Below are 14,517 nucleotides of genomic sequence, written 5' to 3'. Positions count from 1 at the left end.
CCACGCCCGAGCCGCCTACGCCTGCGTGAGGTGCGAACTGCCGGTGCGCAGGACGACCAGGCGCCGGGTGGCCCGGGTCAGGGCCACGTACCGCTCGGCCGGGGTCATCCGCTCCGGGTCGACCACGACGACCGTGTCGAACTCCAGCCCCTTGGACGCGCGCGGCGTGAGGGGGCCGGCGGGGCCGATCACGGCGAACGTGCCCGTCGGCGGGCGGAACGACTCGGGGTCGGCGTCGGTGACTTCGAGCGGCGGTTCGCCGTGCCGGACGGACGTCGGCAGGACGGCGGTCGGGTCCACTTCGGCCAGGGTGGCGGCGGCGTACGCCATGATCTCGGCGGGCGTGCGGTAGTTGACCGTCAGCCTGCGGTACTCCCAGCGGTCACGGGCGAGCGGGGCCAGCACTCGGCGCCAGTCGCGGGTACCCGCCGCCGACTGGCGCTGCGCCAGATCGCCGACGACGGTCATGGACCGGTTCGGGCTGCGCCTGGCCAGCAGCCGCCAGTCCATTTCGGACAGTTCCTGCGCCTCGTCCACCACGACGTGCCCGTAGGTCCACTCCCGGTCGACAGCGGCGCGCTCGGACAGCACCCGGTGGTCCAGCGCCGTGTGCCGGTCCGCCAGCCACTCGGCGTCCACCAGGTCCACCGCCCGCAGTTCGTCCTCGTGCATGACCTGGTCGGTGTCGATGACGTGCAGCACCCCCTGCGCGTACTCCACGGCCTGCCGACGCTCCTCGGCCTCCCGACGTTCCGCTTCACCGTCCGACCCGAGCAGCTCGGCGGCCTCGTCCAGCAACGGCACGTCGGACACGGTCCACGCCTGCGGGTCGTCGCGGTGCAGCTCCGGATAACCGAGCGCGAAGCAGCGCCCCGCGTAGAGGTCAGCCAGGAGGGTTCGCGGGGTCAGGATCGGCCACAGCGCAGCCACCGCGCGCCGCACGTCGGGGTGGCCCGTCAGCTCCCGACGCACGTCGGCCGCCAGTTCCGGCCAGTCCTCGCCGATGAGGTCCAGCGCGGGGGCGACCAGGGCGTCCACCAGCGCTTCGTGGAACAAGGACTGGGCCTCGTTGTGCTTCAGCCCGGCGTCCCTCGTCCGTGAACGGGCCTGGTCCGCGATCTCGGCGGTCAGCAGCACGGTCACGTCCTCCAGTTCGACCGGGAGCGGCTCCGCGGGCACCTCCTGCCGGTCGGCGACGGCCTCCACCACCAGGTCCACCGCCGCGAGGCCGCCCTTCAGGGCCTGGAGCTCCGGCGAGTCCTCCCGTTCCGCCCGGACGCCGGGGAACAGCTCACCGGGCGTGGCGAACACGACGTCGGCCTCACCGAGCGACGGCAGCACCTCGCCGATGTACCGCAGGAAACCCGGGTTCGGGCCGACCACCAGCACGCCGTGACGGGACAGGCGCTCGCGTTGCGCGTACAGGAGGTAGGCGACGCGGTGCAGCGCGACCGCCGTCTTGCCGGTGCCCGGCCCGCCCTCGATCACCAGGACGCCCCGGTGCGGCAGGCGGATCACCTCGTCCTGCTCGGCCTGGATCGTCGCCACGATGTCGCGCATGGTGTCCGAGCGGGGCGCGTTCAACGCGTCGAGCAGCGCTTTCGACGTGAGCTGGAGTTCGTCGTCGTGAAAGCTCTCCAGGTGCCTGCCCCTGGTCCGGAAATGACGTCGGAGCGTCACGCCTTCGGGGTTCGCGGCGGTTGCGGTGTAGAACGGTCGTGCGGCCGGCGCACGCCAGTCGGTCAACAACGGCTCGTAGTCGTCTTCGATGTCGAACAGGCCGATCCGGCCGACGTAGACGCGGTCGGCGGTGGTGTCGATGCGACCGAAGCACAGGTTCTCATCGGCCACGTCCAGGCGGCTGACCTGCTCCGACAGCGTACGGACGGCGACTTCACGGTGCCAGCGCTGCTCGTGGCCGTCCTTGAGCGCGGCGTCGAGCGCGGCGTGGGCGGCGGCCCGTTCGCGCTCCAGCCGGTCGTGCAGGAACGCGATCCGCTCTCGTTCTTCGGACAATTCCCCGGTTGTCACGCTTGCCCCCTGTGATATACTCGAATTGCCTCCACTCCGCCATTGGCGGGCGAATACAACCTTTATGTTTACCACATTTCCCCGGGGCGCGGATTGGGTGAGGCGTAAGCGCGGCACGCGGCGGCCGAGGGCGCCCGAGTCGCGGTGAACGACGTCGAGGGCGAGGAGGGCGGCGCGGCTTCGATCGCGTCCGCCGGCCGTGCCGGTGCCGCCGCCTACTCGACGTCGAAGGGCGCGGTCGCGTGGGCGGGTTCGCCGGCGTGAACCCCGATGATGGACACCGACTCGCGCGCCGGCGAGATCAGCTCACGCGACCGGGCACCGGGCAATATGGCCCCGTTGGTGACATACCTGCTCAGCGGCCTGTCCAGCGGTGCCTCCGGCCGGCGCCGCGTCAGGTGGCGAGCGTGACGCGCTGCCGGCGCAGCGGCACGATCAGCGGGGTCTCGGTCTCCGGGTCGGTGATCACCCGGCACGGCAGGCCGAAGACGTCCTCCACCAGCTCGGCGGTCACGATGTCGCTCGGCCTGCCCTGCGCCACCACACCTTCACCGGGCTTCATGGCGATCAGGTGCGTTGCGTAGCGGCAAGCCTGGTTGAGGTCGTGCAGCACGGCGACGAGCGTGTGGTTGCCGTCCTCGTGCAGGTTCGCGCACAGGTCCAGCACCTCGACCTGGTGCGCGATGTCGAGGAACGTGGTCGGCTCGTCCAGCAGCAGGATCGACGTCTGCTGCGCGAGCACCATGGCCAGCCACACCCGTTGCCGCTGCCCGCCGGACAGCTCGTCCACCAGCCGGTCGGCCAGGTCGTGCACGCCGGTCAGCCGCATCGCCTCCGCCGTCTGCGCCTCGTCCTCCACCGACCACTGCCTCAGCAGCCGCTGGTGCGGGTACCGGCCGCGCGCGACGAGTTCGCCGACGGTGATGCCGCCCGGCGCGATGGACGACTGCGGCAGCAGGCCGAGCCGCCGGGCGACCTCCTTGGACCGGTACGACGAGATCGCCTCCCCGTCCAGGTACACGGCGCCGTTGCGCGGTTTGAGCATGCGCGCCAACGCCTTCAGCACGGTGGACTTGCCGCAGGCGTTGGGGCCGACGATGACGGTGAACGAGCCGTCCGGGATCTCGACGTCCAGCCCCGACACGACCACGCGCTCGTCGTAGGACAGCGTCAGATCCGAGCCTCGGAGCCTTGTCACGTCGTGCTCCCCTTCCGCCATTCATGGGCCAGCAGCCACACCAGGTAGAGCCCGCCGATCGCTCCGGTCGCGATACCGACCGGCAGCGGGGACGTCGGGAACAGCCGCTGCACCGCGAGGTCGCTGACGACCAGGAGCAGACCGCCCATCAGCGCGGACGCCGCGAGACCCGGACCCGAGGCGCCGGTGAGCCGGCGGGCGAGCTGCGGCGAGGCCAGCGCCACGAACGCGATCGGTCCGGCGGCGGCGGTGGCCACGGCGGCCAGTCCGACGCTCACCGCGAGCAGCGCCAAGCGGGTGCGCTCGGCGTTCACGCCCAGACCCATCGCGGCGCTGTCGCCCATCTCCAGCAACGCCAGGCGCCGCCCGAGGACCAGCGCGCACGGCAGCAGCACGGCGAGCACCACCGCGACCACCTGCGCGTGGTCCCAGCCCCGGTTGTTCAGGCCGCCGACCAGCCAGGCCTGCGCGGCCAGCGCGCTCTCCAGCGTGGCCCGGGTGAGCAGGTAGGAGTTGACCGCGAGCATCATCGCGCTCACCCCGATGCCGATGAGCACCAGCCGGAAGCCCTGCACGCCTTGCTTCAGCGCGAGCAGGTACACGGCGGCGGACGTGAGCAGACCGGCGACGGTGGCGCCGAGGGCGGTGGCCGCCATGCTGCCCTGCACCAGCACGATCACCGCGATCGCACCGGCGGCCGCGCCCTGGGTGAAGCCGATGATGTCGGGGCTGGCCAACGGGTTGCGGGACAGGCTTTGCAGGATCGCGCCGCTGAGCGCGAGCGCCGCGCCGACCAGCAGGCCGGTGAGCAGGCGTGGCAGGCGCAACGTGAAGACGACGAACTCGGCGTAGCCGTCGCCTTGGCCGAGGAACGTGGCCAGCACTTCGCCGACGGTCAGCGGGAAGTCGCCGCTGACCATGGTGGCGACGGCGGCGACCACGGTCAGGGCGGCGAGGGCCGTGCTCACGAGCAGGGCGCGTTCGCTGATCCGGAGCGAGAAGGCGGGGGTCCGGACGGTCCTCACAGCGTGGCCAGCTTCCGGCGGCGGCACAGCGCGATGAACACGGGCGCGCCGATGAACGCGGTGATGATGCCGACCTCCATCTCCTGCGGCGCGATGATCACCCGGCCGACGATGTCGGAGCCGAGCAGCAGGATCGGCGAGAGGACCGCGGCGAACGCGAGCACCCAGCGCTGGTCGCTGCCGCCGATCATCCGGGCCACGTGCGGGACGGTCAGGCCGACGAACGAGATCGGCCCGGCGGCGGCGGTGGCGGCACCGGCCATGAGCGTGACGGCGAGGACGCCGAACGCGCGGATGCGGTTGACGTTCGCGCCGAGCGCTTTGCCGGTGTGGTCGCCGAGGGCCAGCACGTTCAGGCTCCGGGCGAGGAGGAAGGCGATCAGGATGCCGGGCACGACGAACAGCGAGATCCGGCCGACGAGGCCGAAGTCGCGGCCGGCGAGCGAGCCCACGTTCCAGAACCGGAACGAGTCGAAGGTGTGGGTGAACAGCAGCAGGATCGCCGAGACGTAGGCGAACAGCACCGCGGTCAGCGCCGCGCCGCTGAGCACCAGTCGGTCCGGCGTCGCCGTGCCACGACCGGCCGCGCCGAGCACGTAGACGATGGTCGCCGTGCCCGCCGCGCCCGCCAACGCGAACCAGATGTAGCCGAGCGGGCTGGTGATGCCGAAGAACGCGATGGCGGACACGATCGCCGCCGCCGCGCCCATGTTGACGCCGAGCAGGCCGGGGTCGGCGAGCGGGTTGCGCGTCAACGCCTGCATCACCGCGCCGGACAGGCCGAGGGCCACGCCGACCAGCACGCCGAGGACCGCCCGGGGAACGCGGACGTCGCGGACGATCGCGGCGTCGCCGGTGCCGTCGTCGGCGAGGAGGAGGGCGAACGTGTCACCGAACGGGATGCTCTTGGTGCCGATCCAGAGGCTGAGCAGGATGACGAGGGCCAGCACCCCGATCGACACCAGCAGGCCGACCCCTCGCACCGCTTCGCGCGACACCCGCACCTCCCGAAGTTTAGGTAAGGCTAACCGACGCTTCGGCCGAGTCGATCGTCCGGTTAGCCTCGCCGGGTGGACGCTGAGCTGGAGGCCGTTCGGGAACTGGCCGCCCTGTTGCCGCCGGGGCAGGCCCGGGACGTGGTCGAGTGCTGGGACATCGGCGAACAGGAAGCCGGCCTCGACCTCTTGACCAAGGCCTTGGCGGAGGGCGGCATCCCGATCGACGGCGACCAGCGAGCGCAGGTGGCCGTCACCGCCGAGGCCTGGGGCGTCCGCGAGTCGCTCACCCCGGCTCTCCGCCGCTGCCGTTCACGTGCCGGTGGTGCGGTGCGGTTGATCGACGACGACGTGCCGCTCGTGCCGCCGACCTCGACGGACCTCGTGATCGTCCCGTGGATCGCCTGCGCGCTCTGCCCGGAGACCCTGAGCCGAGCCCACCTCATCGAGCCTTGGGGTGATCTGTCGTACCTGGCGGAGCACTACGTGCTGTCGCCGGCACGACTGTTCGGCCCGGAAGACGTCTGGGGAGCCTTCACCGCACTACGAGCCTGCTCGACCGCCTCGAGTCGCTGACTCAGAACGCCTTGGCCGCCGTGACCGCGTCCTCGTGGGCCTGCTTGCGCAGCAGCTCGGCGTCGGCGGTGACGAGGTTGGGGCGGAAGTCGATCTCGGTGACGTCGGTGATCCCGGCCCAGCGCAGCCAGCCGCTGAAGAACGGCCGCTGGAAGTCCACGCCGAACGCCGCGTCACGACCGTTCCCGTACACGGCGCTGGTGTACACGACCGCTGCCTTCTTGCCCGACAGCAGTCCCGAGTAGCCGTGCTCCGGGTCGAAGCGGAACACCATGCCCGGCTGGCTCACCACGTCGATGAACTGCTTGAGGATGTACGGCACGCCGGTGTTCCACATCGGCACGCTGAACAGGTACGCGTCGGCGGCGGCGAAGCGGTCGAACGTGCGCGAGGCGTCGTCCCAGGCCTGCGCGGCGGCGCCCGACGGCTCCCGGCCCGCGAACACGGCCATCTTGGCGGCTGCCGCGTCGGGGCCGAACGCGGGCAGGGTGCCGTCCCACAGGTCGAACGTGTCGACCCGGTGGTCCGGGTTGGCCGCCCGGTAGGCGTCGAGGAACGTGCGGGCGATCGCCAGCGACTCCGAGGCCTCGCCCCGGGGTGACGCGGAGATGTGCAGAAGGGTCGTCACGGTGCGGTCCTCCAGGTAGGCATGACATCCGGACTCCGGTCCGGTTACTACCGCACTGTAGCGGACTGCGGTCCGTTTATGCCACCGGGACCCGTCAGGAGCCGGTCAGCACCAAGCCGGCCAGGCGGGCGACGTTCTCGGCGAAGCGCTCGGCGGCGAACTCGTCGCGCGTCGCGTGCCGGAGGTCGGCCGCCAGCGGGGCGAGGAGCGCGTGGGCGAAGAGGTCGGCGTCGAGGTCCGGCCGCGCTTCGGCCAGCAGGATGCGCACGTGCAGGCGCCAGAACCGGTAGGCGCCCGTCCGGTAGCGCGCGCCGGGGCTCGCCGTCTCCGACAGCCGCACGAGGTCGAGGTTGGCTTCCAGGAAGTGCGCGTACGCGGTCACGAAGGCGATCAGCCGCTCCCCCGCCGGCACACCAGGCCCCAGCGGCGGCGGACCACCGAGGATCGCACCCTGGAGGTCTTCCTCACGCGCACCCAGGAGCGCCGACGCCAGGCCGGCCTTGTCGCCGAACCGGCGGAACAACGTCCCCTTGCCGACACCGGCCTCACCGGCGATCTGGTCCATCGACACGTCCGCGACGCCGTGCCGCGCGAACAACCGCGCCGCGACGTCGAGGATCTTGGCCCGGTTCCGCGCCGCGTCGGCGCGTTCCTTCGGCGCCGCCTCACGGAGATCCGCCAACTCGACGTCCCGGGACGTGCCGCGCTCGCCACTCATGAAGACGGACTGTAGTCCGACTGCGTCCGCCCACCATGTGGCCGGCCAATTAACCGGGTACGTTCATGTGGTCAGCCACATGAACAGGAGGCAATCGTGGAACAGCCGAGCACGGCCGACGCGGGCAGGCTGAGCTACGCGATCTTCGCGCTGGCACGGGCGCATCGCGGGTTCGCCGCCGCACTCCTGCGCGACCTGGGCCTGCACCCCGGCCAGGAACTGCTGCTGATGCGGCTGTTCGACCGGGACGGGCAGACGCAGTCGGAGCTGCTGGACCACGTCGGCCTCGACCACTCGACGGTCTCGAAGTCACTGCGCCGCATGCAGGAAGCCGGTCTGCTGACCCGCGAACCGAGCGAGCGCGACCGGCGGGTGCTGCACGTCTGGCTCACCGACAAGGGCCGTGCGATGCGGGAACCGCTGACCGCGCTGTGGTCCACCCTCGAACGCGCCTCCGTGCGCAACCTCGCACCCGGGGAAGCCGACACCTTCATCCGACTCGCCGGCGTGGTCGAAGACGCGATCGCCCACCGGCACACCTACTCGAACGAGGAGACACCACGATGAAAGCCGTTGTGCTGGAACACTTCGGTGGACCCGAAGAGCTGCATCTGTCCGAAGTGGAACGTCCCGAACCCGGCCCCGGCCAGGTGCGCGTCCACGTGCGGACGGCGGGCGTGAACCCGTTCGACGGGAAGGTCCGCTCGGGCTCCATGGAGGCCGTCTTCTCCACGCCGCTGCCCGCGGTCCTGGGTTCCGAGGTCGCCGGTGTGGTCGACGCGGTCGGCCCGGACGTCACCGGTGTCGCGGTCGGCGACGCCGTGTTCGGTTTCGCCGACTCGGGTTCCTACGCCGAGTACGCGCTGGCGAGTTCGGTCGCCCACAAGCCCGAAGGGCTGTCGTGGGAGCACGCCGTGACGCTGCCCGTGGCCGGTGAGACGACCGACCGCGTGCTGCGCCTGCTGAACGTCCGACCCGGCGAGACGCTGCTGGTCCACGGCGCGGCGGGCGGCGTGGGCTCGGTGGCCGTGCAGGTGGCGCTGGCGGCCGGTCTGCGGGTCATCGGCACCGCCGGCCGGGACAACCAGGAGCACGTCGCCGCCCTCGGTGCCACGCCGACCACCTACGGCGAAGGCCTGGTCGAACGAGTGCGGGCGCTGGCGCCGGAGGGGATCGACGCGGTGTTCGACGTGGCGGGGAAGGGCGCGCTGCCGGACTCGATCGAGTTGCGCGGCGGCACGGACCGCATCGTCACCATCGCCGACAACGCCGCCGGCGAACTGGGCGTGGTGTTCACCGGGGGTCCGCAGCAGCGGTCCGCCGAGCGCTTGGCCGAACTGGCCGGACTGGCCGTGGAAGGCAGGCTCCGCACCACCGTGGCGGCGACCTTCCCGCTGGCCGACGCCGCCGAGGCGCACCGGATCAGCGACGCCGGCCACGTGCGCGGGAAGATCGTGCTGACGGTGTGAAGTAGCTGCGGTGCGGTAGACCGGCCGGGTTTCGGCGCGTACGCCGTCGGTCGGGCTCCGCCCACCACGTCGGAGGCGCGTCGGCCGCTGCCTTCGGGTGCACCGAACGGGCCCCTGGACACTTCGTCACCGCTGCCTGTAACACATGGTTGACAAGTTACCGGCAGGAGTCCGAGGAGGACCGATGGTGGCACGGGACATGAGTCGACGCGGGTTGCTGCGCACCGCCGGGGCGGTGGGCGCCGTCGGCGCGGTCTCGGCGCTGTTCGGTGCCGTGCCCGCGATGGCCGAGCCGTCCATGACCCCGTTCGACCTGCACTTCGCGGTATCGCACAAGTACCGCCCGTTCGACCTGATCGCGCCGCGGTTCGTGCAGTACGACAGCGCCGTCACCCCGCTCCCCGCCTCGGGCGACACGCTCGTCGCCACGGGCGTCCGGCCGCGTGCGCCGTTCGGGTCGGTGCTGGTGGAGGTCCAACGGGCAGCCGGTGTCGTGGTGGCCGGTCTGGCGGGCGGCGGCACGTCCGTGCTCGGCACGCTGGACGCGACCACCGGGCGTGCCACGATCGAGGTGACCGTCGGCGGCGCGACGACCGTGGTGAAGTCCGCGGACGTGCGGGTGGCCGGCGCGTTCCGGTTCGCCGTGGTGGTGAACGAGAACGCGGTCACGGTCCTCGTCGACACGACGGGCACGGGCGCCGGGTGGCAGCCGGTGCTGACCGAGCGCGACGGCGTGCGGGCACTGGTCGACCTGCGGGTTCCCGCAGTGCTGGGCCGGCTCGACTACTCCTACGGCGGGCGTGGCGACGTGCGGCTCGGCCGGGTGCGGGCCGGCTACTTCGGGCAGGCCGGTGTGCGCGATCCGCACGTCGTGCAGCACGCGGACGGACGGCCGTTCATCCGGGACGGCAAGCTGTACCTGACGATGACCAACGCCGGGTTGGGCTTCTTCCAGCAGGCGCACTGGGCGGTGTGGACGATCGACCTCGCCGATCCGAGCCGGTTGGAGCAGGTCGCGGTGCTGTTCTTCGAGCGAGACGGCGTCGTGCTGGGCGACCACGCCGGGCAGATCGTGTACGACGACCGCACCGGCCGGTTCATCCTGGCGATGAGTTCCTGGGGCGACTTCGCGTTCCGGGGCGTCCACGTCCGCCACACGACGACCACCGCGAACGTGCTGCAAGGCGTGCACGTCCTGCCCACCACGAGGTTGGGGCTGCCGACGGCCGTCAGCTCGTGGGACCCGGCCCTGACCCGCGTCGACGGCCGCTGGCACGTGGCGTTCGTGGAGAGCGAGGCGCAGCAGCCCGCGTTCGTCTTCCACCCGGCGCTCGCCGTCGGACCGGTCGGCGCGGACTACGGCGACTCGTTGCGGCTGGTCGGCGCGGACAACTCGGTGGACCAGACCGAGGGGACGATCATCCAGCGGGTTGGCCGGAACTGGTACCTCTTCGCCAGCGACGGCGATGCCCGCCAGTACCCGGTGTACGACATGGCGATGCGCAAGCTGGGCACGCTGGACGCGCCTTACGGCACCAACATCCCGCACCCGATGCTGCTCCAGGTGGGGCGCGAGTGGTGGATGATCAGCTTCGACGGCACGCAGTACGCCGAACCCGTCCTGGGCTATGGCGGTCACGGTGACCTGATCCTGATGCGGAGCCCCGGTCGTTAGCCGGCGCTGTCGCGGCAAGGCCGGATCACCGCAGCGAAACCGTTTTGGTTAGCTCGTGGGGTGAGCGACTACATCGACGAAGCCCTGAAGGCGTTGGCGGACGGGGACATCGACCGGGCCAGGGAAGCGGTCAGCGGCGGGAGGACCCCGCTGCTGACCGCGTTGGCCGCGTACTTGGACGCCTGCGCGGACGGGTCGGTGTACGACCAGCCGGCGGCGTTCGAGGCGTTCATCGACGGCGGCGGCAACGTGGGCCTCTACCGGGAGGTCACCTCGGCGTTGGCGGACGTCTACGCGCGGGTCCGGCCGTCGCGGGTGCTCGACATCGGGTGCGGTGACGGTCGGGCGTTGCGCGCTCTGGCGTCCACCGACGTGGCGGTCACGCTGGTCGAGCCTTCGGCGGCGTTGCTCGACGCGGCGGTGCGCTCGCTGGACGGGTTCGAGGTGGACGCGCGTCACGGCCGGGTCGAGCCGTTCGCGGCGGGACTGCCCGCGGACGCGGTGTTCGACGTGGCCCAGTCGACGTTCGCCCTGCACACGTTGCCGCACGAGGTGCGTGACGGTGTGTTGGCCGACCTGGTCGGGCACGTCGGTGTGCTGGCGGTGGTGGAGTTCGACGTACCCGACCTGGTGCACGGGAGTCCGGAGCACCGGCGGTTCCTGGCGGAGGCCTACGAGCGCGGGCTCACCGAGTACGACGCAGACCGGGCGTTGGTGGCGCAGGGTTTCCTGATGCCCGTCCTGACCGGGCAGCTCGTGCCGGGGGCGACCCGGGCGACCTGGGAGCAGCCCGCGTCGCGGTGGGCTGCCCAGGTCGCCCGAGCCGGGTTCACCGATGTCCACGTCACCCCGCTGCACGACTACTGGTGGTCGCCCGCGTTCCTGCTCACCGCTTCCGGATCGCCCGCAGCAGCGACGCCCCGGTGAGGCGGATCGGAGGATGACCACCCGGCACCATGCCGGCGGTCACGTGGACCGGCGGCGCCCCCACACCAGGGCTGCGGCGCCGAACACCACGGCGAGCAGGCCCAACAGACCCAGGCCGAGCACGCTCGCGCCGGTGTCGGCCAGACCGCCCCCGCCACCGGGCGCGCCGCTGCCAGGCGTGTCGCCGCCGGGTGTGTCGCCGCCGGGTGTGGGCAGACCGGTGGTGCTCGGCGGCACGTCCGGGTCGGCGACCTCGGGGCCCGGGTCGAAGTGCAGGTTCACCGGGTTCGCTTGTCCCCGGATCACCTTGAAGTACGCGTACGGACCCCAGTTCCGGTTGAACTCCCACGGCCCGACCAGGACCGGCGTGTAGTACCCGACCGCGAGATCGGTGAAGGTGAAGCCGCCGTCGGGGCCGGTCACCGTGCGCGCCACGGGTTGACCGGTGATGAAGTCGAGCAGCACCAGCTTGACGCCGGGGATGCCCGCGGGTTCGGGGCCGGTGCCGATCAACGCCCGGCCGGACACCGTCCACACCGCACCCGGCACGCGCGCCAGGTCGGTGCCCTGCGGCAGGCCGACGGCGTTCTCCGGGCCGAAGTCGCACCAGGCGCCGAACAGGCCGAAGTCGTCCGCCCGGTCGGGCATCGCGTCCCGGATGGTGAAGGTGCGCGTCTCCCCGGCCGCCAGCTCGGTGCCGGGCCCGTCATATGCGAACGGTCCCCACTCGGCGCCGTTGTCGGGCATGGGGAGTTCGGCGCTGCCGCAGAAGGCCTTGGCCAGGAGCGGGGTGCCACCCGAGTTCGCCAGCGTGATCGTGATGTCCACCGGGTCGTCGACGCCGTAGGTCTCCCGGTCGAACGACAGGGTCGCGTGCAGCCGGTCCGACAGCGGGCGCTCCATGCGGAAGTGCGCGACGATCTCCTGCCCGCCCGTGACGACCAGTTCGGACTGGTCCTGGCTCACCCACCCGGTGTGCTCGTCCCGGGTCCTCACCAGGTAAGTGCCCGCGGGTACGTCGTCCAGCCGGTAAGTGCCGTCGGCGCCGGTCTCACCGGCCACCCACCTCCGAGGGAGACCGCCCTCGAAGGTGATGTCGACGTTCGGCAACGCTTCGCCGTCGTCGTAGGCGCCGTCCAGGTCGCGGTCGCCGTAGACGACGGCCACCGCGTCGCCGGTCTGGTGGGTCACCGTCGCGCTGAGGTCGAGCACGTTGTCGGCGGGATCGGTGTCCTCGGCGACCTCGACCCGACCCTTCAGCCGCACCACTCCTTCGCGCACCCAGCTCACGTCGCCGACGAGCGTGACGGTGCGCCCCTCACCGGGTTCGAGGTAGGCCCCGCCCCACGGGCGCAGGTCGCCCCACTGGTTGTGGTCGTAGTGCATGCCGTCCGCGACCGACTCGGGCATGTACCGGGCGAACCCCACGGCGGTGCCGGTGTTGACGACCTCGACGGTGACCGTCGCCGGTTCGGTGATGTCGTAGGAGGGCTTGTCGAACGACGCGGTCACCTTCACGTTCGGCGCGAGCCGCGGCTCGACCACGACCGGGCCGTCGACCACCGAGAAGATCGAACGCGTCGGCCCGGCGGCGTCGACCCGAATGCGGAAGTCGCCGTCGTAGCGGTTGCGGTACGGACCCAGCACCAGCACGTCGTAGTCACCCACCGGCAGGTCCACGAAACGCCACTCGCCGTCGTCACCGGAAACCGCCCGTGCGACCGGGATGCCCCGCTGGTCGAGCGCGAGCAGCCTGACCCCGCCGAGCGGCGTCTCCGGTCCCTGACCGGAGTAGTAGCGCAGCAGGCCCGTGGCGTCACCGCGTGCGCCCACGACCTTCGCCATGTCGGACGACCCGACGTAGCCGTCCTCGTGGTGGCCGTGGTTGCCGAAGTTGCACTCGGCGTACAGGACACCGCGCTCGTAGGCGCGTTGGGGCACGACGTCCGGCACGACCACGACCTTCGTCTCGCCCGCGCCGACGGTGGTGCCGGGGCCGCCGACCGCGAGGGGCGCCCAACCCGGGCCGGTGCCGTCCAGCACGTAGGGCTCGCCCGCGTGGTTGCAGACCGCCACCACGCCCACCAGCGGCACCGCACCGGAGTTGGTCAGCGTGATCCGCACGTTGACCTGGTCGGCACGCACATAGGTGTCCCGGTCCAGTTCGAGTCGGGCGGTGAGCACGTCGGACACCGGGGTCGCGGTCGGGATCGCCAGGTCGGCGGTGGTGCCGTCCTCGACCGTGAACTCGCCGAACCCCGGCTTGACCACGACGTCGTCGTCCGGGAGGTGCAGCCGATACCGGCCGGTCGGCACGTCGGTGAACGCGACGCGGCCCTCCCCGTCGGTCACCGCGCTCAGCGACGTGGCCGGCGCGCCGCCGTACGCGGAGAAGTGCAGGCCCGCCGTGCCTTCACCGGCGTCGGCACGGCCGTTGCCGTTCGCGTCGGCGTAGACGACCGCGGAGACCGCGCCCCTCTTCTGCGCGATGCCCGCCCGCGTGGTGGCCGTGTTGTCGACCGGCGTCGGGTCGGCGATCGTGCCTTCTGCCCGGAAGACGCGGATGTTGAACTCCGCGTGGTCGGTCTGGTGGTCGAGCGGCCGTGCGACGAGGTCGACGACCATCCGCTCGCCGGGGGCCAGCGTGTAGCGGCCGGAGATCTCGTTCCAGCCTTCCCTCAGCCACACGTTGCCGTCGAAGACGACGAACTGCACCTCGGTGGCAACCTCGTCACCGACGTTGTCGACGGTGACCGTGATGGGGAGGTCGGACTCCGGCGGGTACTCGGCGCGGTCGAACGCGGCAGTGATCCTCAGGTCGGCTTCGGCTGCGTCGGCGGCGGGGTCGGGGGCGGACACGGGTGCGGGGTCGGGGGCGCGCGGTGACGTCGGGTCGGGCCGGTCGGGCGTGGGCGGGTTCTCGGGCGGCACCGGGCTCTCGGTCGGGCTCTCGGTCGGCGTCTCGGTCGGCGTCTCGGGCGCAGTGGCCGTGGTCGTCGTGGGCGCCGTCGTGGGCGTGGTGGTGGCGGTGGTGCCGGCGGCCGTGGTCGTTTCGGCAGGTGACTCGGCGGTCGTCTCCTGCGCCCAGGCCGGCGCGCCCCCCAACGCGGTGGCGACGGCCAGCACGGCCGCCAAGGCGGTTCTCAGCACACGGTCGCGGGCCGCACGTGGGCGCGCGACATCGTCAACGGACATGATCCGTCCCCCCTGATAGCCGCTGACGTCCCTGCCGAGGTCTCAGCGTCCCCCCGGACGTTTCGGGGCAGGGGCGGGGC

Annotated in this window: 12 protein-coding genes; 5 read left to right on the top strand and 7 right to left on the bottom strand. The window is 71.8% G+C overall.

Features of this window, described 5'->3' with window-relative positions; genetic code table 11:
• Positions 1-15: 15 nt before the first annotated feature.
• The 4 genes from OQ02_RS14120 to OQ02_RS14105 form a co-directional block, all read right to left on the bottom strand.
• Positions 16-2,016 (bottom strand): UvrD-helicase domain-containing protein, encoded by a 2,001-nt coding sequence (locus OQ02_RS14120; RefSeq protein WP_033438848.1) that lies wholly within the window; start codon positions 2,014-2,016, stop codon positions 16-18.
• Between the two features lie 409 nt (positions 2,017-2,425).
• Positions 2,426-3,229, bottom strand: coding sequence for an ABC transporter ATP-binding protein (locus OQ02_RS14115; protein ID WP_231500023.1), 804 nt, complete (start codon positions 3,227-3,229; stop codon positions 2,426-2,428).
• On the bottom strand, positions 3,226-4,254 hold the full coding sequence (locus tag OQ02_RS14110) for a FecCD family ABC transporter permease (RefSeq protein ID WP_033438846.1): 1,029 nt from the start codon (positions 4,252-4,254) through the stop codon (positions 3,226-3,228). Before OQ02_RS14110 ends, OQ02_RS14115 begins: the two co-directional genes overlap by 4 nt.
• Positions 4,251-5,252, bottom strand: coding sequence for an iron chelate uptake ABC transporter family permease subunit (locus OQ02_RS14105; protein ID WP_033439009.1), 1,002 nt, complete (start codon positions 5,250-5,252; stop codon positions 4,251-4,253). The genes OQ02_RS14110 and OQ02_RS14105 overlap by 4 nt, the downstream gene beginning before the upstream one ends.
• Before the next feature lie 72 nt (positions 5,253-5,324).
• Between OQ02_RS14105 and OQ02_RS14100 the strand changes: the two genes are divergently transcribed.
• Positions 5,325-5,825, top strand: a complete 501-nt coding sequence (locus tag OQ02_RS14100) for a hypothetical protein (protein WP_033438845.1) — start codon at positions 5,325-5,327, stop codon at positions 5,823-5,825.
• A 1-nt stretch (position 5,826) separates the two neighbouring features.
• Here the strand turns inward: OQ02_RS14100 and OQ02_RS14095 are convergent, their stop codons facing one another.
• Positions 5,827-6,453 (bottom strand): FMN-dependent NADH-azoreductase, encoded by a 627-nt coding sequence (locus OQ02_RS14095; RefSeq protein WP_033438844.1) that lies wholly within the window; start codon positions 6,451-6,453, stop codon positions 5,827-5,829.
• 94 nt (positions 6,454-6,547) lie between these two features.
• Positions 6,548-7,171, bottom strand: a complete 624-nt coding sequence (locus OQ02_RS14090) for a TetR/AcrR family transcriptional regulator (RefSeq protein WP_033438843.1) — start codon at positions 7,169-7,171, stop codon at positions 6,548-6,550.
• A gap of 96 nt (positions 7,172-7,267) precedes the next feature.
• On the opposite strand from OQ02_RS14090, the gene OQ02_RS14085 reads away from it, so the two are divergent.
• From OQ02_RS14085 to OQ02_RS14070, 4 genes are all read left to right on the top strand, one after another.
• The gene (locus OQ02_RS14085; RefSeq protein ID WP_231500022.1) at positions 7,268-7,738 is read left to right on the top strand and encodes a MarR family winged helix-turn-helix transcriptional regulator; all 471 of its coding nucleotides are present in this window, start codon (positions 7,268-7,270) and stop codon (positions 7,736-7,738) included.
• Positions 7,735-8,640, top strand: coding sequence for an NADP-dependent oxidoreductase (locus tag OQ02_RS14080; RefSeq protein WP_033438841.1), 906 nt, complete (start codon positions 7,735-7,737; stop codon positions 8,638-8,640). The genes OQ02_RS14085 and OQ02_RS14080 overlap by 4 nt, the downstream gene beginning before the upstream one ends.
• A gap of 184 nt (positions 8,641-8,824) precedes the next feature.
• Positions 8,825-10,315, top strand: coding sequence for a hypothetical protein (locus tag OQ02_RS14075; protein WP_051772284.1), 1,491 nt, complete (start codon positions 8,825-8,827; stop codon positions 10,313-10,315).
• A gap of 60 nt (positions 10,316-10,375) precedes the next feature.
• A complete protein-coding gene (locus OQ02_RS14070; protein ID WP_033438840.1) occupies positions 10,376-11,242 on the top strand; it encodes a class I SAM-dependent methyltransferase in 867 nt (288 codons plus the stop codon).
• Between the two features lie 39 nt (positions 11,243-11,281).
• On the opposite strand, the gene OQ02_RS14065 is transcribed toward OQ02_RS14070, so the two are convergent.
• Entirely contained in the window at positions 11,282-14,437 is a 3,156-nt protein-coding gene (locus tag OQ02_RS14065) for a hypothetical protein (protein ID WP_156077041.1), read from the bottom strand.
• Positions 14,438-14,517 lie beyond the last annotated feature (80 nt).

The organism is Saccharothrix sp. NRRL B-16314, assembly GCF_000716595.1.
GTDB lineage: Bacteria > Actinomycetota > Actinomycetes > Mycobacteriales > Pseudonocardiaceae > Actinosynnema.
The sequence above is the reverse complement of the archived record's forward strand: the minus strand, read 5'-3'. Positions and strand labels throughout refer to the sequence as shown.

Coding starts and splice junctions, on each gene's coding strand:
- OQ02_RS14075 (WP_051772284.1), top strand. CDS start 8,825: ATGGTGGCACGGGACATGAGTCGACGCGGGTTGCTGCGCACCGCCGGG.
- OQ02_RS14080 (WP_033438841.1), top strand. CDS start 7,735: ATGAAAGCCGTTGTGCTGGAACACTTCGGTGGACCCGAAGAGCTGCAT.
- OQ02_RS14065 (WP_156077041.1), bottom strand. CDS start 14,437: ATGTCCGTTGACGATGTCGCGCGCCCACGTGCGGCCCGCGACCGTGTG.
- OQ02_RS14090 (WP_033438843.1), bottom strand. CDS start 7,171: ATGAGTGGCGAGCGCGGCACGTCCCGGGACGTCGAGTTGGCGGATCTC.